Origin of the sequence: Streptomyces cavernae (assembly GCF_004023625.1) — a bacterium.
In the GTDB taxonomy this organism is placed as follows: Bacteria; Actinomycetota; Actinomycetes; order Streptomycetales; family Streptomycetaceae; genus Streptomyces; species Streptomyces cavernae.
In genome coordinates this window covers 160,061-177,967 of sequence record NZ_RPDJ01000002.1, presented here as the reverse complement: position 1 = coordinate 177,967, position 17,907 = coordinate 160,061, and the positions used below count along the sequence as shown (strand labels likewise).

Sequence of the window (17,907 nt, the reverse complement as noted above, 5' to 3'; positions counted from 1 at the left end):
GTGTCTCATGCCCTCTCAGCGCGAGGCACGTTCGGTTCCGCCGGCGTCAACCGGTGGGCCACCTCTGTAGATCAATCACCGGTGCGTGAGGCGGGTTCTCACGTGCCTGAACCTGAAAAGGCTCATTCGTGGCGAACATCAAGTCCCAGATCAAGCGGATCAAGACCAACGAGAAGGCCCGGCTGCGCAACAAGGCCGTCAAGTCTTCCCTGAAGACCGCGATCCGCAAGGCCCGTGAGGCCGCTGCCGCGGGTGACGTCGAGAAGGCCACCGCCGCCGCGCGCGACGCCGCGCGCAAGCTGGACAAGGCCGTCTCGAAGGGCGTCATCCACAAGAACCAGGCCGCCAACAAGAAGTCGGCGCTGGCTGCCAAGGTCGCGTCCATCCAGGGCTGAAGCACCACCTCGATCTGACCGCCGGAGGGACCCGGGCGGGCCCTCTCTCTCCGCTCCCCACCGGCACCCCGAGCCCGTACGCGGCCTGCGTTCGCCACGCGGGTACGGGCTCAACCTCTTTGAACCGTGGGCCTCGTCGCCCGCCCTTCCCCAGGGCGGCCGACGGGGCCTTCGGCTTGGACCACTGCTGTCCGCCGAGCCGCGGGCAAGTGCCGCTACTGCGGCACGGGTGGGCACCGCAGCGGGCACCTTCCCGCGACGGCAACACCGCAGCGGCACCTTCCGCGACGGCAAGCGCACCCCATGCCGGACCCGCCCCAGGTCACCCGGCCGCGAGCGAGCTCCCATTCACCGGCCGCGAGCGAGCTCCCGTTCAGCCCCGACGGGACCGGGCCGCCCGGGCAATGATCACCACGGCCTTCTCCAGGGCGTACTCGGGATCGTCCCCGCCGCCCTTGACCCCGGCGTCGGCCTCCGCCACCGCCCGCAGGGCGAGCGCCACCCCGTCCGGCGTCCATCCCCGCATCTGCTGCCGCACCCGGTCGATCTTCCACGGCGGCATCCCCAGCTCCCGTGCGAGATCCGCCGGACGCCCTCCGCGGGCCGACGAGAGCTTCCCGATCGCCCGCACCCCCTGCGCCAGCGCACTGGTGATCATCACCGGCGCGACTCCCGTCGCGAGCGACCACCGCAGTGCCTCCAGCGCCTCCGCCGCACGCCCCTCGACAGCCCGGTCCGCGACCGTGAAGCTGGAGGCCTCGGCCCGCCCCCGGTAGTAGCGCCCGACGACCGCCTCGTCGATCGTCCCCTCGACGTCCGCCACCAACTGCGCCACCGCTGACGCCAGCTCCCGCAGCTCGCTGCCGATCGCGTCCACCAGCGCCTGGCAGGCCTCGGGCGTGGCCGATCTGCCGAGCCCCCGGAACTCGCCCCGCACGAAGGCCAGCCGGTCCGCGGGTTTGGTCATCTTGGGGCACGCGACCTCCCGCGCCCCGGCCTTGCGCGCCGCGTCCAGCAGCCCCTTGCCCTTGGCCCCGCCGGCGTGCAGCAGTACGAGCGTGATCTCCTCGACGGGCGCGCTGAAGTACGCCTTCACATCCTTGATCGTGTCCGCCGACAGGTCCTGGGCGTTGCGCACCACGACGACCTTGCGCTCGGCGAACAGCGACGGGCTCGTCAGCTCGGCGAGTGTGCCGGGCTGCAGCTGATCCGGTGTGAGGTCCCGCACGTCCGTATCGGCGTCGGCGGCCCGGGCGGCGGCCACCACCTCCTGCACGGCACGGTCGAGCAGGAGGTCCTCCTGGCCCACGGCAAGCGTGACGGGGGCGAGCAGGTCGTCGTTCGCAGCTTTTCTTGCCATCGCGACAAGCATCCCACGCACCACTGACAACGGGGACCCGGCCGTCCGGCCACCCCGCCGTACCGGAGAATGACGAGGTGACCGACGCACGACACATACTCGTACTCCCGGACCGCGACGCCGCGGAAGAGGTCTCCGAACAGCTCTCCGACCGGTTCCAGGTCGCCGAGGAACCTCAGCTCGTCCGCGACGCTCTCGCGGGTGAAGACGACGCCGAGGACGCCCAGTGGCTGGTGATCGTCGAAGATCCCGGCCGACGCCTGGACCCCTCCGCCCTGGACGAGTTCGCTGCCGAGTACGAGGGCTGGCTGGAGAAACCCTGACGGGTTCCCGGCCGGGCTCCGGGGCGCTCAGTTCTTGGGCACGAACTGCACATCCAGCTCGATCTTGATGGTGGGGCCGACCACCGCGATACCGCGGGCCAGCATCGTCTGCCAGCTGACCGTGAAGTCGTCGCGGTGCAGTTCGGCGGTGGCCCGGCAGGCAGCCCGGGTCTCGCCCTCCATACCGAATCCCATACCGAGGTAGGTCGTGTCGAGCGTCACGGTCCGCGTCACCCCGTGCAGCGACAGTGCCCCGGTGACCGCCCACCGGTTGCCGCCCTTGTGCGCGCACCGGTCGCTGTAGAACTCGAGAGTGGGAAAGCGGTCGACGTCGAGGAAGTCGGCGGACCGCAGATGGTCGTCGCGCATCTTCACGTTCGTGTCGATGGACGAGGCGTCGATCACCACGTGCATCGCGGAGTGCTCGATGCGATCGGCTATGCGTATCGCCCCCGCGAAGGTGTTGAACCGGCCGTGGATCCGCGCCAGCCCGATGTGCCGCGCGGTGAACGCTATCGAGGAATGCGTGGGCTCGATCTCCCAGTCGCCCGGCTGCGGCAGCTCCGGCAACTGGGCGACCTGGAGGGTCACGTCGCCGAGCGACGCCATCATGTTCTCGCCGACGGTGGCGTTCGCCCGGTAGGGCGCGTACCCCTCGGCCGACACCGCGAGCCGGTACTCGCCCGCGGGAACGGTGGTGACGAAGGAACCGTAGGGGTCCGTGCCCCCACTGACGATCGTCCGCCCCATGACGTCGCTGATCGCGAACTCCGCACCTCTCACCGGCTCGTTGACCGGGTCGAGCACCCTGCAGCTGAGTACCCCGGCGCTGGCCGGCATCGGCAGCGCTCCGAGCAAGGATGCCCGCTGTGCCTGGTTCGTGCGATTTCCGAGCCAGCGGCCGAACATGTGCGCCACACCCCTGTACGACTTGAATTCATCCGCGACAAGGATGCATTCGACCACTCCTGCGGCTTTCGGGGCAACACACAACCACATCGCGGGAATCCAGCACGTGTGCTGGTTTTACGCATGAGCAGCCCCCACCGACCTCGGGAATCACCGTTCTGGTCGGTCATGCCCCTTTCGTACAGCGGGGACTCGGTCCAGCACGATACCGAACCGCTCCCGGTACACCGCCAGCACCTCCTCGTCCTCGCCCAGCTCCGAGGACTTTTTCACGCCATCGGAATCCGTCACTGTGAACGTCCGCCCGCTCAGTGTGATCCGCCCCCCGTCCTCGGTGATCCGCGAGCACACCAGCGACTTCCCGAAGTGCGAAGCGGGCGACGTACTGTGCCACCAGGCGCCGGTCGCGAAGTCGCCGAGCACCCGGGGCCGCACCTCCAGCCGGTACTGCGGCCGCCCGTCGCGCAGCACATCGAGGTCGCCGTGACCGGAGGCCGCCTCCATGATCCGGAAGGTCCCGCCGGGATCCGCCTGTTCGCCCCGCTCGCCGAAGCGCAGGGGGAAGTGGCTGTGCGCCCCGAACCCGACGTCCGCCAGCCAGTCCGCACCGTCCGCCGTCCGCACCCGCAGCGCCATATGGTCGTAGGGGATCCCGAACCGCCCCTCCGCCCCGAACACCCGCGCCTGCAGCAGCGTCACCTCGAATCCGAGCGCCGCCAGCAGCGCGCCGAAGGCCCCGTTGAGCTCGTAGCAGAAGCCGCCCCGGCGGGCTTCCACCACCTTGTCCACCAACCGCTGCTCCGCCAGCACGATCTCCTCGCCGAGGTGGATCGAGAGGTTCTCGAAGGGCACGGACCGCAGATGGGCCAGGTGCAGCGCGCGCAGTGCGTCGCTGGAAGCCCGGGCGGGCGCCGCGGCCCCGATCCGCCGAAGGTAGGCGCCGACCTGCGCGGAGTCCACGCCACCCGATCCCACGCCATCCGATCCCACGCGATCCGATTCCCTGCGCTCCGAGTCCATACGATCAGTCTCCCGCGACCCGTAGTCCCTCGCCCTCCCCGGCGACCGCCAGCGCTCCGTCCCGGTCCGTCCGCAGCACCGTCGCACCGCCCGCGCGCAGCGCCGCCACCGTGCTGGGCGCTGGATGCCCGTACGGGTTGTCCCGGCCGCAGGAGATCAGCGCGACCCTCGGTGAAACCCTCCGCAGCAGCCCCGGATCCTGGTACGCCGAACCATGATGGGCGACCTTGAGTACGTCCACCGACCCCAGCATCGCCCCCTCCGCCGACCTCAACAGCGCCTGCTGCGCGGGTGGTTCGAGGTCGCCCAGCAGCAGAAGGCTCACCCCCGCCGACCGCACCAGCAGCGTGACGCTGGCGTCGTTCGGCCCCTCCGGGACGGGCGCGGCACCCGACGGGGGTCCTTCCCCGCTCCAGCGCGGCCGAGAGCCCGAGGGAGGCCAGAGGACCCGCCAGTCCAGCCGTCCGGTGCGGCGGAGCTGTCCCGCCTCGGCCCGCGCCACCGGAATCCGCCGCATAGCCGCCTCCCTGTACACGAACGCCGCCTGCTCCAGGGGCTGCGCGAAGGCCGTCGTCTCGATCGCCCCCACCGAACGCCCCCGCAGCACACCCGGCAGACCCGCCACATGATCGGCGTGGAAGTGCGTCAGCAGGACCAGCGGGATGGTGGTGATGCCCAGCGCACGCAGGCAGCGGTCCACCAGTTCGGGATCCGGTCCCGCGTCCACGACGACACCACTGCCGTCGCCCGCGGCGAGCACCGTCGCGTCCCCCTGCCCCACATCGCACATCGCGAACCGCCACCCCGCCGGCGGCCAGCCCGAGATAACCCGGACCAGCGGCGGGGGCTGCACCACCACCAGCACGAACAGCAGCGCACACGCCGCGGTCGGCCAAGGGCGCCCGAGCAGCCGCCGGCCGGCCAGTACGACCACCGACGTGACGAGGGCCAGCAGCAGCGCGCCCGCCCAGGTGCCGGGCCAGTCCACTCCCCCGCCGGGCAGGGCCGCCCCGGTCCGCGCGATGTCCGCGATCCACCCGGCAGGCCAGCCCGCGCACCAGGCCAGCCCCTCGGCCACCGGCAGCGCGAGCGGCGCCGTCGCCAGCGCGCCGAAACCCAGCACCGTGGCGGGCGCCACCGCGAACTCCGCCAGCAGATTGCACGGCACCGCCACCAGGCTCACCCGCGCCGACAGCACCGCGACCACCGGCGCGCACACCGCCTGCGCCGCTCCCGACACCGCCAGCGCCTCGGCGAGACGCGGCGGCACCCGGCGCCTGCGCAGCGCGGCGCTCCAACGCGGAGCGATGACGAGCAGCGCGCCCGTGGCCAGCACGGACAGCAGGAACCCGTAACTGCGGGCCAGCCACGGGTCGAACAACACGAGCAGCAGGACGGCCGTGGCCAGCGCGGGGATCAGCGATCTACGGCGGCCGGTGGCGATGGCGAGCAGTACGACGGCTCCGCATGCGGCCGCCCGCAGCACGCTCGGTTCCGGACGGCAGACGATCACGAAGCCGAGCGTGAGCGCGCCGCCGAGCAGGGCGGTCGTCCTGAGCGGGATGCCCAGCCGGGGCGCGAGCCCACGGCGCTCGACGCGCTGCGCCAGGGCGGGCGGGCCGATGAGCAGGGCCAGCAGGATCGTGAAGTTGCTTCCGCTGACGGCCATGAGGTGAGCGAGGTCCGTCTCCTTGAACGCCTCTTCCAACTCCGGCGTCATGCGCGAGGTGTCCCCGACGACCAGGCCAGGCAGCAGCGCCCGGGCATCCGCCGGCAACCCGTCGGTCGCCTCGCGCAGCCCGGCTCGCAGCCGCCCCGCGAACCGCTGCGGCCCGGACGGTTCGCCCACCACCCGCGGCGCCACCGCCGCGTCACCCCTGACCCGCAGCACCGCGGCGATCCGGTCGCCCCCCGTCAGCGCGGGCGCCAGCCGACCGGCCACCCTCACCCGCGTGGACGGCAGCAGCGACAGCCAGGGCGAGCCCTTCCGCGCGTCGACGATCACCAGCACCGGCGTACGTGTCCTCGCCACCGCCCCGTTGGCCCGGGCGACCCGCCGCACCTCGGTGTGGAGCAGGACGGCGGTCGGGGCGGCAGTGTCCCCCCGCAGATGCCGCCTGGTCAGCCGCGGGTCGGAGGCGACCTCCATGTCGACCGTCACCCGGGCGTGTTCCCGGGCGAGATCCGGAACCGGGCCGCGCCGCAGATCGGCCCCGTGCAGCCCTGCGGACGCACCGGCGGCGGCGACACACAACAGCACGGCCAGGGACATCCCGGGCCGGCACCGGGCGTCCGCCCGGCCGGCCGTGGTGCCGCGTCGTGGGCCCGCACGGTCGGCCGCCGCGGGGCCGCGCCGCCGCACTACGGGCAGGGCGCCCGCCACCACCAGGCAGACCACCACCAGGCAGGCCACCACCACCGCGGTGACCCAGCCGGGCGGCGCATCCAGGCACAGGGCCGCCGTCGCCCAGGCCGCCAGGGCCGGTGGAACCAGCCGCAGATCCGTCGGCCCCTCCTGCCGGGGGTGAGCGTCGCCCAGACGCTTCCCGGAGGCCGCGTGCACGTCCCGACCGCGCGGTCCCTCGGCGACGCCGCGACGGTGTGCACGACGGTAGTCGGCCCCCGCTACGGACTCCCGCGCCGGGGACACCGGCGAGGTGCCCGCGCCCCGAACTCCCCCGCTGCTCATGGCCGTACGAGCTCCCGCAGTTCGGCGAAACGACGGTCGCCGATGCCGTTCACATCGCGGAGTTCCGCCAGCGTGCGGAAGCCTCCGTGCCGGGTGCGGTAGTCGACGATGTGCTGGGCGAGCACCGGGCCGACGCCCGGGAGCGTGTCGAGCTGTTCCGTGGTGGCGGTGTTGAGGCTGATCGGGCCGGTGGCCGCTCCTGGTCCGCTCGCACCGGGCCCGCCCGCGCCGCCCCCGTTCACAGCGGGCGCTCCCGCGAGCGCCGGGCCGGCAGGAACCTGGGAGGCGCCCACGACCACCTGTTCGCCGTCCACCAGGAAGCGGGCGCGGTTGAGCCCTTTCAGATCCGTACCCGGGCGCACCCCGCCGGCCGCCCGCAGCGCGTCGGCCACCCGGGATCCCGCCGGGAGGCGCTGGATGCCGGGGCTGCGCACCTTGCCGCTGACGTCCACGACGATCGGCGGTCCGCCGCTCGGGGAGGCCTGCGGCGCCGCCGAGACGGCGGGCGGTGCGCCGGTCTGGTCGTATGGAGCCGCCGCGCGCACCACCGCGGGCGCTCGCACGGTCTGCGCCCGCCCGGCCCAGAAGTGCTGCACGGCGATGACGGCCGCGACCGCCAGCACCACGGCGAGCGCGACGACGCTCCTGCGCTCCAGACCGCAGCGCGTCTGCAGCCACAGGGGCAACCGCTCCCGAACAGCCGCCCCGACCCGCTCACGCCACGCCCCACCGGCCTCGGTCCCGATCCGGATCCCGGGTCCGAGCCCGGCACCGTGTAAAGTCCCCCCGCCCCCAAGCTCGGACTGGGCACTGCGCAGAGGCCCCGCGCCCGCAAGCTCGGACCCGGCACCACGCAACGGCCCTCCAACGCCAAGCTCGGACCCGCCACCCGCCATGCTCCCCACGCCGGCCCCTGCACCGGTGGCCGCACCGCTCCCCACACCGGTCGCCGCACCGGCCCCGGCCCCCATCCCCGCACCGCTCCCCACAAGGGACCCTGCCCCAGTCCCCACACGGGCACCGATCCCTGCCCCAGTCCCCGCACCGACCCCCGCCCCGAACGATGACAAGTCCCCGGCATCGGCCCCGGCCCTCACTCCCACCCCGGGTGCCACGTCAACTCCCAACCCGGGAGCGGCAGTCGTCGTAGCCGGCTCTGCGGGGGCGGCCCCGGCCCTGGTCCCCTGGGCGGCCAGGCGAGCACCGGAGGGAGAGGAGGACGCGCCGGAAGCCGGCAGGGCCGCAACTCCCCCACCAACCTGCGTTTTCGGTGGCCCGTGCCCCAACTCCTCCCGGGCCCCCGCCCGTTCCGCAAAGAGCGCCTCCGCCCGTGATCGCAGTGTCTGCGCCGACGCCTGGCGGCGGGCCCGGGCGTCCGGGCGACGGCGGTGGCGGGCGCGGCCGTCCGAGGCGGGTCCGCGGCCGGGGCCGCTGGTCACCGCCGCTGTCCGTGAACGTGATCGAAGTGCCATGCGCCGAGGATGGGGCAGAACCGCCATCTCGCGATGATCTTGATTGATTCCCGGGGATAACCGCCCAGTTGTGAATAACTCCGCCACCCGTACGAGTGAGCGCTCAGCCGGCCGCCACCATGTCGCCGTCACAACCCGGCAGTGAGAGAAAGATCACCGAGAGATACCTCACTCCGGGGCGGGCCTGCGCCCCGGCGACCGGCGTTCACCGAAGCGGGCCTGCGCCCCGGCGACCGGCGTTCACCGAAGCGGGCCTGCGCCCCGGCGACCGGCGTTCACCGAAGCGGGCCTGCGCCCCGGCGACCGGCGTTCACCGAAGTGGGCCTGCGCCCCGGCGACCGGCGTTCACCGAAGTGGGCCTGCGCCCCGGCGACCGGCGTTCACCGAAGCGGGCCTGCGCCCCGGCGACCGGCGTTCACCGCGGAGAGACAACGGCCCCCAGCAGTCCCGGACCGGTGTGCGCCCCGATCACGGCTCCGACCTCGCTCACATGCAGCTCCGCAAGCCCCGGCACCCGCTCGCGCAACCGCTCCGCCAGCGCGTCCGCCCGCTCAGGCGCCGCCAGATGGTGCACCGCGATGTCGACCTGCGCCGTGCCGGCCCGCTCCGCCACGATCTCCTCCAGGCGGGCGATGGCCTTGGACGCCGTGCGCACCTTCTCCAGCAGTTCGATACGGCCGCCGTCCAGCTGCAGCAGCGGCTTCACGGCGAGCGCCGAGCCCAGCAGGGCCTGCGCGGCGCCGATCCGGCCACCGCGGCGCAGATAGTCGAGCGTGTCGACGTAGAAGTACGTGGAGGTGCAGGCGGCCCGCTTCTCGGCGGCGGTCACCGCCTCATCCACCGTGCCGCCCGCGTCCGCCGTCTCGGCCGCGGCGAGCGCACAGAACCCGAGCGCCATCGCGACCATCCCGGTGTCCACCACGCGTACGGGGACGGATGCTTCACGCGCCGCCAGCACCGCCGCGTCGTACGTCCCGGAGAACTCGGCCGACAGATGCAGCGAGACGATGCTGTCGACGCCCGACTCGGCGACCCTGCGGTAGGTCTCCGCGAAGAGTTCCGGGCTGGGCCGGGAAGTTGTGACGGGTCGCCGTTTCTGCAGGGCCTGGGCCAGGGAACGGGCGGAGATCTCGGTGCCCTCTTCGAGCGCCCGGTCGCCGAGGACCACGGTCAGGGGCACCGAGGTGATGCCGTGGCGCTCCATCGTCCGGGGCGGCAGGTAGGCCGTTGAATCGGTGACGATCGCGACATGGCGGGACATGAGCTGGAGGTTACCGCCCGGAACGGCCTGACGGCAGCCCAGCCCCTGCCACCTGCGGGTGGATCGTCGGCTTCAGGTCGCGATCAAGTCGTGCTCTCGGGGCGGGTCTTCTTCTGCCAGGGGTAAGTGGGCCGCGGGCCGGGCGGGGTGATGGCGGGTCGGGTGGGCTCCTCGGCCGTGCGGGACTCGGGGGTCTCCGGCCAGGTCTGCCCGGAGGCCGCCGCTTCGGCGGCGGGCGCCTCGGGCCACGGGTGCGGTGGGGTCCCTCCGGCCGCGGCACGCGGTGCCATCGGTTCGGTGGTCCAGTGACGCAGCGCCCCGGCCTCCACGTCGATCTGTGCGCTCAGGGCGTCCAGTTCGTCGTCGGCGAAGTGACGGGCGCGGTCGCGGGCGGCCCAGCGCAACGAGTCCGCGGACGAGGTGATCCGCTCGGTGCGCTCGCGCAACCCGGGGAGGCGCTCGGCGAGCCTGGCCCGGTTCGGTTCGCTCTCCAGGCGCTTCAGCTCCGCGTCCAGCTCGTGACCGTGCGCGCTGAGACGCTCGAAGAGGCCGATCGACTCCTTCAGGGACTCGTCATCGCCGGCACCCGCGGCCAGGGCTTCCTGGGTGGCACGCATGGAGGTGCGCAACTTCAGCCGGAGCTGGGCGAGCTCGCCCAGGGGGCCGGGCTGGGCGAGGGTCTTGGCACGCAACGTGGTGTCCTCGACCGTGCGACGCGCCTGGTTGATCGTGCGGTCGACGCCGCGCTTGGCCGCGCCCACCGCCTTGACCGTCGCGTACGCGCCGATGACCACGAAGAGCAAGAAGAGCAGGACGAAGACTACGGCTACGGCTTCCACACGCTCCTCCTCGGGCCGACCACGGCTCCTCAGCCGCTCTTCCACGGTAAACGCAGCGGGCAGGTTCCGGGTTCCAGAGGAACCCGGAACCTGCCCGTACCGAACCCTGAGGCGCCCCGTAGGGGTTCCCGCGGCAGCCTGCGTGAACCTGGGGGTGCGCACATCCGTACGCACCCGCCGGGGCTACGCCGTGACGATGTTCACCAGCTTCGGCGCCCGCACGATCACCTTCCGGATCGCCGCGCCGTCCAGCGCCGCGACGACCTTCTCGTCGCCCAGTGCCACCTTCTCCAGCTCCTCCTCCGAGATGGACGGCGGCACCTCCAGCCGCGCCTTGACCTTGCCCTTGATCTGGACGACGCAGGTCACGGCCTCGTCCACGACGTACGCGGGGTCGGCGACCGGGAAGTCCTGGTGGACGACCGAGTCGGTGTGGCCCAGCCTGCGCCACAGTTCCTCGGCGATGTGCGGTGCCAGCGGCGCGACCAGCAGCACCAGCGGCTCCGCGACCGACCGCGGCACGGGGTTGCCCGCCTTGGTCAGGTGGTTGTTCAGTTCGGTGACCTTGGCGATGGCGGTGTTGAAGCGCAGCCCCTCCAGGTCCTGGCGGACGCCGTCGACGGCCTTGTGCAGGGCACGCAGCGTCGCCTCGTCCGGCTCCGCGTCGACGACCGTGACCTCGCCCGTCGCCTCGTCGACCACATTGCGCCACAGCCGCTGCAGCAGCCGGAACTGGCCCACCACCGCGCGCGTGTCCCACGGCCGGGAGACGTCCAGCGGCCCCATCGCCATCTCGTACAGGCGCAGCGTGTCGGCCCCGTACTCGGCGCAGATCTCGTCCGGAGTGACCGCGTTCTTCAGGGACTTGCCCATCTTGCCCAGCAGCCGGGAGACCTTCTCGCCCTGGTAGTAGTACGCGCCGTCACGCTCCTCCACCTCGGCGGCGGGCACCGCGATGCCCCGGCTGTCCCGGTAGACGTAGGCCTGGATCATGCCCTGGTTGAACAGCTTGTGGAACGGCTCGGTGGACGAGACGTGTCCCAGGTCGTACAGGACCTTGGACCAGAAGCGCGCGTACAGCAGGTGCAGCACGGCGTGCTCGGCGCCGCCCACGTACAGGTCGACGCCGCCGTGCGGCTGCCCCTCGCGCGGGCCCATCCAGTACTGCTCGATCTCCGGGTCGACCAGCTTGTGCTCGTTGTGCGGGTCCAGGTAGCGCAGCTCGTACCAGCAGGAACCGGCCCAGTTGGGCATGGTGTTGGTCTCGCGCCGGTACGGGCGCGGTCCACGGCCGTCACCCAGGTCCAGCGTGACGTTGACCCACTCCTCGTTGCGCGACAGCGGGGTCTCGGGCTCGGTGTCGGCGTCGTCCGGGTCGAAGGTGCGCGGCGAGTAGTCCTCGACCTCGGGCAGTTCCAGGGGCAGCATCGACTCGGGCAGCGCGTGGGCGACGCCGTCCTCGTCGTAGACGATCGGGAACGGCTCGCCCCAGTAGCGCTGACGGCTGAACAGCCAGTCACGCAGCCGGAAGTTGACGGTGCCCTCACCGATGCCCTTGCGTTCCAGCCACTCGGTGATGCGGGCCTTGGCCTCGGCGACAGGCAGTCCGTCCAGCGAGATGTCGTCGTTGGAGGAGTTGATGATCTTGGCGTCGTACGACGCGAAGGCTTCCTCCCACGTCGACGTGTCGGTGCCCCGGCCGTCGGTCGGTTCGACGATGCAGTGGATCGGCAGCTCGAAGGCGCGCGCGAACTCGAAGTCGCGCTGGTCGCCCGCCGGGACGGCCATGATCGCGCCGGTGCCGTAGCCCATCAGTACGTAGTCGGCGATGAAGACCGGGATCTGGTCGCCGTTGACCGGGTTGGTGGCGTACGCGCCGATGAAGACGCCGGTCTTGTCCTTGGCCTCGGCCTGCCGCTCGACGTCGGACTTCGAGGCGGCCTGGGCGCGATAGGCGGAGACGGCCTCGGCGGGGGTGACGTGGCCGCCGGTCCACACCTCGTGGGTGCCCTCCGGCCAGGCGGCCGGGGTGAACTTCTCGACCAGCGGGTGCTCGGGCGCCAGCACCATGTAGGTCGCGCCGAACAGAGTGTCCGGGCGCGTGGTGAAGACCGTGATGCGCTCGCCGTCGATGGGGAAGTCGACGCGGGCGCCCTCGGAGCGGCCGATCCAGTTGCGCTGCTGCAGCTTGATCGCCTCGGGCCAGTCCAGCTCCTCCAGGTCGCGCAGCAGCCGGTCCGCGTAGGCGGTGATGCGCATGTTCCACTGGCGCAGCTTGGCCTTGAAGACGGGGTAGTTGCCGCGCTCGGAGCGGCCGTCCGCCGTGACCTCCTCGTTGGCCAGCACGGTGCCCAGGCCGGGGCACCAGTTGACCGGCGCGTCGGAGGCGTAGGCCAGCCGGAACTCGCCCAGCACGTCGGCACGTTCGGCGGGGCTCAGCTCGTGCCACGCGCGCGTCGTGCCCGGTACGGCGCGCTCACCGGCCTCGAACTTGGCGACCAGGTCGGCGATCGGGCGGGCCCGGTCCGCCTCCTCGTCGTACCAGGAGTTGAAGATTTGCAGGAAGATCCACTGGGTCCACTTGTAGTAGTCCGGGTCGATCGTGGCGAACGACCGGCGCTTGTCGTGGCCCAGGCCCAGCCGGCGCAGCTGGGCGGTCATGTTCACGATGTTGGCCTCGGTGGACACGCGCGGGTGCGTGCCGGTCTGCACGGCGTACTGCTCGGCGGGCAGGCCGAAGGCGTCGAAGCCCAGGGTGTGCAGGACGTTGTGGCCGGTCATGCGCTGGAACCGGGCGAACACGTCCGTCGCGATGTAGCCCAGGGGGTGACCGACGTGCAGGCCCGCACCCGAGGGGTACGGGAACATGTCCATGATGAACTTCTTGGGACGGGCGGCGACCTCCGGGTCACCGGCCAGGTCGCCGGTCGGGTTGGGCGCAGCGTAGGTGCCCTCGGCGTCCCAGAAGTCCTGCCAGCGTGCCTCGATCTCGGCCGCCATGGCGGCCGTGTAGCGGTGCGGCGCGGCCTCCGCCGCGACAGCGGCGGCGGCAGCGGGGTTCGTCTCGCTCATGATCCTCAAAGCTCCAGTGATCGTCTCTGCCAGCGGCTTCGGAAATGAAAAATCCCCTCACACAGGAGGGGACGCCGCGCCGATTCCGGCCACGGATCGTGTGGCCGGGACTGATCAGCGCGGCTCGCTAAGCAGAAGGCGTACGGCACGCATGGCGTCAGGGTACCGCAGCCGTCGAGCGCCCTGCGACGGGCTTTCCGAGGCACCCGGCACGGCGTGCCACACTCACATGACGCCCTCCGGAGCTTCACAGACCCCCCACGAGGCTGACCAGAGGCCAAAGGTTACTTCGCGTAACACCCCCTAAGGGACACCATAAGGATCACTTAGCCCCTTGATAACGACGCAATAACTCAAACCCCATACCTCTTGGTATGGACTCGACCTAGAGTGCGGCACGGGACCGCTTTCCCGAACTGTTCGGAGTCGCCCCCCATGACAAGTCTTAGTAACAGCTCGCTCCCCAAGCCGGGCCGCTCGGCCTACGGCCTGGCGACCGCTGCTGTCCTGCTGCTCATACCCGCGATCGTGCTCCTCGGAGGCGACACGGTTCGTGAGTTTCTGAACTTCGGCGCCGGAGTGCTGTCGCTGGTGTCCCTCAGCTGCTCCGTCATCTGGGGCCTGGTCGCGACGGACCGGCTGTTCCTCAACCCCCGTCAGCGGATCGTGGCACAGGCGGTCCACCGGACGACCGCGGTCTCCTCGGTGGCGTTCCTGCTGCTGCACGTCAGCACGAAGCTGGCGCTGGACCACGTCGGGTGGATCGCGGTGTTCATCCCGTTCGGGCTCGGCGTCACGGGCGCGGGCGCGCTCATCGGCTTCGGCACCGTGGCCGGCTTGCTCATGATCTTCACGGCGATCACGGGCGCCCTGCGCAGTGCCCTCGCCGTCGACGCGACGGTCGCCCACCGCTGGCGCTCCATGCACATGCTGGCCTACCCGGCCTGGTGCGCGGCCCTGATCCACGGCCTGTACGCGGGCCGCGAGGCCAAGCCGATCTTCACGATCCTGTACGGCCTCTGCCTGGCCGGCGTGATCGCGGCGCTGCTGCTGCGCGCCGCCCCCGCCCCGTTCAAGCGCCGGGCCGCCCAGCGGATCCAGATGGTTCTGGGCAGCGAAGGCCGTGGGCCCGTCTACGAGAAGCCGATCGAGGCCCGCGCGGCCGCGGCGGCGGGCGGCGGCACCGGTTCGCTGCCGGGCTTCGGCTCTCGCCCCCGGGGCGGGGACTCGTTCGGGGAGCCGGCCGGCGCCGGCCGGCGGTCGGGCTCGTCGCCGCTGCTCGACTCCCAGCGTGCGGCGATGACCGACACCGGCGGTTTCGCGGCGGCCTACCGCGCCACCAACAGCAACCAGGGCGGCCCCGACACCGGCGGTTTCCGGATGCCGAACCCCCAGGACACCGGCGGCTTCCAGATGCCGGCCGGCTCGAACACCGGCAGCTTCCAGATGCCGAACGTCCAGGACACGGGCGGTTTCCAGATGCCCGACATGCAGCCCACCCAGTCGATGCCACGCGTCGACGGCCCCGGCAGCACGTCGGGCAACTGGCCCATCCCCTCCCCGCCCCCGGTCGGCGAGGCGCCGCCCAGCAGCTACGACCCGATGAACGACACCGGATACAACATCCCGGCCTACGGTTCCCAGGGCTCCGCGGCGTATCTGAGTGATGTGCGCGACACCGGTGAGTCGAATGCTGCCTTCGGTACGTACAACTCGAACGACACGTACGACAGCGGTCCCACGACTGAAGTACGGCCGGGTGCCTTCGACGCGCCCAACACAGGTGAACCCTGGAACGCGCCTTCCGGAGGCTTTAAGTGAACGAGGCCCTGCCCGACGTCCCTGAGGTCCGCGTCGTCGGACTTCCTCAGCTCACGTCGGGCTTCGACCTGGTCGACCGGCTGGACCTGCCCATGCACCTCAAGGTGCACGGGCCGCTCGAACCCATGGGCGGCGAACAGCTCGCCGGCCTCGCCGAAGCCATTTCCCTCAAGGGCCGCGGCGGTGCGGGCTTCCCCTTCGCCAAGAAGCTCCGTTCGGTCGCGGAGTCGGCCATCCGGCAGGGCATCCGCCCTGTCGTCGTCGTCAACGGAAGCGAGGACGAACCGGCCTGCCGCAAGGACACGGTGCTGATCAACCGCGCTCCGCACCTGATCCTGGACGGCGCCCTGCTCGCCGCGGAGGCGATGGGTGCGCGCACCCTGGTGATCGGGGTGACACGTGAGTCCACCCAGAAGTCGATGGAGGCCGCCCTCGCGGAGCGCGGCCTGGACAACCGCCGTGGCTCGACCCTCCGCGCGCGTGTGCAGCGCAACCCGATCCGGATGGTGACCGGGGCGGCGGCGTCGCTGATCCGGTCCATCGACGGCGGGCCCCCGATCCCGCCCGGCCGCAAGACCAGCGCCTCGCAGAGCGGTGTCGGCGGTGCGCCGACGCTGCTGTCGAACGCCGAGACCTACGCCCAGCTGGCGATCGCCGCCCGCATCGGCGCCGAGCGCTACCGCAACACCGGCCTCTACGACGAGCCCGGCACCGTGATGCTCACCGTCTCCGGCGCCGTCGCGCGCCCCATGGTGATCGAGGTCCCGACCGGTGTGCCCCTGCGCTACGTCCTGCAGCTGGCCGGCGCCCCGCCGATGCCCGGGGGCGTGCTCACCGGCGGCTACCACGGAAAGTGGATCGACGCGGCGACGGTCAACGAGACGATCGTGTCCCGTGACTCGATGGCCGCGGTCGGCGCCGCGCTCGGCGCCGGCGCGATCCTGCCGATCAGCCAGGAGACCTGCCCGCTGGGCGAGTCGCTGCGGGTGGCGCAGTGGCTGGCGGCGGAGAGCGCGGGCCAGTGCGGGCCCTGCTACCTCGGCCTGCCGGCCGCGGCGCGCGGTATGGAGGACATCCTCAACGGCGGCGGCCCGGCCGCCCTGGAGGCACTCAAGCAGGTCTCCAAGGCCGTGAAGCGGCGCGGTGCGTGCTCGCACCCCGACGGCTCCGCGATGTTCCTCGAGTCGACGATCTCCGCCTTCACGGACGACGTGGCCGCGCACGTCCTCGGCAACGGCTGCGGCCGGCCCGTGGAGGGCGTGCTGCCGCTCTTCGAGCCGGGTGAGGCCCCCAACGCCCTCCCGGGCGGTCAGCCGCAGCAGGAGTCGGGCCCCAGCCGTCAGAAGATCTTCGTGGACTGGACGCTGTGCCGGGGCCACGGGCTCTGCGCGGACCTCCTCCCCGAGGTCTTCGAGCTGGGCGCGGACGGCTTCCCGACGGTCGCCCAGGCCGAGGTGCCGCGGTTCGCGGAGGCCAAGGCGCTGCGCGCGGTGCGCCGTTGCCCGGCGCTGGCACTGCGCATCGAGGAGGTGCAGGAGCGCGGCCAGTCGCGCAGCAACAACCTCCCGGTCCTGCCGCAGGGGCGTGGCCGCCGCGCCCTGGGCAGCGGACGGGGACGCTAAGCGCGGGACCACGGGGCTGCACACATCAGGTACAGCGCAGAGGGCGCAGTGAACGTCACATGAGGAGGGGCCGTCCCAGCGGGGACGGCCCCTCCTCATTGCGCGACCATGCCGCGCCCCCGCCACGCACGACGCGGGCCCGCGGAGAAAACCACGAGGGCGACCGTTCCGCGCTGTCCGCGGACACGATCGCCCTCGCTTCAGTGGAGCTAAGGAGAATTGAACTCCTGACCTCCTGCATGCCATGCAGGCGCTCTACCAACTGAGCTATAGCCCCTTGCTTGACGTTTCCGCCGGTTTCCCTGGCGGCGACGCCAACATTACACGGTCCACCGGGTGGTTCACCAAATCGTTTTCAGCGGCCCCCTGGCGCCCGCCCAGGGTGCGCGCCGCCCTGGGGAGCCGGGCGGCCGCTCGCGTGGCTGTGGCGGGCTTCCAGGGCCCTCGAAGCCCTCGGGATCAGGCTGTGACGAACGAGTAGAAGCGCTTGAGCGTGCAGTGTTCTTCGAGGAGGCGGCCGTAGATCGGCTCGCCCTCCAACTCGCGGTACGTCTCGATCGGGTCGCCCTTTATGATCAGCGCCCGCGCGCATTCCTCGCACCAGTACTGGTAGTCGTGGTTCACCGGCTCCATGTCGCGGACGATCGGCGTACCACTGCCGCACCAGTCGCACTTCCTCCTGTGTGCACCCATGGGTCAGCTCCAGCTGTGGCCGCAGGCCGTGCACACGTAGGAGATCCCGCCGTTGTCACCCAGTACTTGGGCGACGTGGGACGAGCCGCAGGTCGGGCAGTCGAGGAGGGTGCGCCTCTTACGTATCACCGCCACGTCGAGGAGGTGGTCGACCTCCACGCGGATGCTCGCCGGCATCGCCTCTCCTCCCGTCGGGCCACCGTGAATGGACGCGACCCCTTTCCCGGCCGTCCGATTCTGCCACGGCCGGTGCACCACGGTCAGCGACGCATTCGTACCAGTACGGACACGGCCTTCGGCGCCGCCTCGGCAGCGAATGCGTCCATGCAGGCGAGAAGCGTGTCCGCACAGGTATACGCCGCCGGGACCCCAAGTGCCTCAACCCTATTGAGGAAAAGTGTGCCGAACCTTGTGGCACCTGTCAGCAGGAT

Annotated in this window: 14 protein-coding genes and 1 tRNA gene; 4 read left to right on the top strand and 11 right to left on the bottom strand. The window is 71.7% G+C overall.

What is annotated here, in order from left to right; all coding sequences use genetic code 11:
• Positions 1 to 128 precede the first annotated feature (128 nt).
• A complete protein-coding gene (gene rpsT, locus EF387_RS13280; protein ID WP_128376733.1) occupies positions 129 to 395 on the top strand; it encodes a 30S ribosomal protein S20 in 267 nt (88 codons plus the stop codon).
• Between the two features lie 373 nt (positions 396 to 768).
• Here the strand turns inward: rpsT and holA are convergent, their stop codons facing one another.
• On the bottom strand, positions 769 to 1,755 hold the full coding sequence (gene holA / locus EF387_RS13275; RefSeq protein ID WP_202918238.1) for a DNA polymerase III subunit delta: 987 nt from the start codon (positions 1,753 to 1,755) through the stop codon (positions 769 to 771).
• Between the two features lie 77 nt (positions 1,756 to 1,832).
• Between holA and EF387_RS13270 the strand changes: the two genes are divergently transcribed.
• Complete coding sequence (locus EF387_RS13270; RefSeq protein WP_128376731.1) at positions 1,833 to 2,078, top strand: hypothetical protein; 246 nt, start codon at positions 1,833 to 1,835, stop codon at positions 2,076 to 2,078.
• A gap of 27 nt (positions 2,079 to 2,105) precedes the next feature.
• On the opposite strand, the gene EF387_RS13265 is transcribed toward EF387_RS13270, so the two are convergent.
• From EF387_RS13265 to leuS, 7 genes are all read right to left on the bottom strand, one after another.
• Positions 2,106 to 2,987: a YceI family protein gene (locus EF387_RS13265; RefSeq protein WP_128376730.1), complete on the bottom strand. Its 882-nt coding sequence runs from the start codon at positions 2,985 to 2,987 to the stop codon at positions 2,106 to 2,108.
• A gap of 150 nt (positions 2,988 to 3,137) precedes the next feature.
• A complete protein-coding gene (locus EF387_RS13260) occupies positions 3,138 to 3,947 on the bottom strand; it encodes an arylamine N-acetyltransferase family protein (RefSeq protein WP_128376729.1) in 810 nt (269 codons plus the stop codon).
• Positions 3,948 to 4,011: 64 nt separating this feature from the next.
• The gene (locus tag EF387_RS13255) at positions 4,012 to 6,570 is read right to left on the bottom strand and encodes a ComEC/Rec2 family competence protein (protein WP_128376950.1); all 2,559 of its coding nucleotides are present in this window, start codon (positions 6,568 to 6,570) and stop codon (positions 4,012 to 4,014) included.
• Positions 6,571 to 6,692: 122 nt separating this feature from the next.
• Positions 6,693 to 7,667 carry a ComEA family DNA-binding protein gene (locus EF387_RS13250; RefSeq protein WP_128376949.1) on the bottom strand — a complete coding sequence of 325 codons (975 nt, stop codon included), beginning with the start codon at positions 7,665 to 7,667 and terminating at the stop codon, positions 6,693 to 6,695.
• Positions 7,668 to 8,583: 916 nt separating this feature from the next.
• Complete coding sequence (locus EF387_RS13240) at positions 8,584 to 9,429, bottom strand: DegV family protein (protein WP_128376728.1); 846 nt, start codon at positions 9,427 to 9,429, stop codon at positions 8,584 to 8,586.
• Between the two features lie 83 nt (positions 9,430 to 9,512).
• Complete coding sequence (locus EF387_RS13235) at positions 9,513 to 10,268, bottom strand: hypothetical protein (RefSeq protein WP_128376727.1); 756 nt, start codon at positions 10,266 to 10,268, stop codon at positions 9,513 to 9,515.
• Between the two features lie 183 nt (positions 10,269 to 10,451).
• On the bottom strand, positions 10,452 to 13,340 hold the full coding sequence (leuS, locus tag EF387_RS13230; protein WP_128376726.1) for a leucine--tRNA ligase: 2,889 nt from the start codon (positions 13,338 to 13,340) through the stop codon (positions 10,452 to 10,454).
• Between the two features lie 435 nt (positions 13,341 to 13,775).
• Here leuS and EF387_RS13225 point away from each other — a divergent pair, with 435 nt between their 5' ends.
• Together EF387_RS13225 and EF387_RS13220 are read left to right on the top strand one after the other, a co-directional pair.
• Positions 13,776 to 15,161: a ferric reductase-like transmembrane domain-containing protein gene (locus EF387_RS13225; protein ID WP_202918236.1), complete on the top strand. Its 1,386-nt coding sequence runs from the start codon at positions 13,776 to 13,778 to the stop codon at positions 15,159 to 15,161.
• Entirely contained in the window at positions 15,158 to 16,783 is a 1,626-nt protein-coding gene (locus EF387_RS13220; RefSeq protein ID WP_128376725.1) for an NADH-quinone oxidoreductase subunit NuoF family protein, read from the top strand. Before EF387_RS13225 ends, EF387_RS13220 begins: the two co-directional genes overlap by 4 nt.
• Before the next feature lie 204 nt (positions 16,784 to 16,987).
• Here the strand turns inward: EF387_RS13220 and EF387_RS13215 are convergent.
• From EF387_RS13215 to EF387_RS47455, 3 genes are all read right to left on the bottom strand, one after another.
• A tRNA-Ala gene (locus EF387_RS13215) sits at positions 16,988 to 17,060 on the bottom strand.
• Positions 17,061 to 17,242: 182 nt separating this feature from the next.
• Entirely contained in the window at positions 17,243 to 17,476 is a 234-nt protein-coding gene (locus EF387_RS13210) for a hypothetical protein (RefSeq protein ID WP_044472114.1), read from the bottom strand.
• A 3-nt stretch (positions 17,477 to 17,479) separates the two neighbouring features.
• Positions 17,480 to 17,653, bottom strand: coding sequence for a hypothetical protein (locus EF387_RS47455; RefSeq protein ID WP_202918235.1), 174 nt, complete (start codon positions 17,651 to 17,653; stop codon positions 17,480 to 17,482).
• Positions 17,654 to 17,907 lie beyond the last annotated feature (254 nt).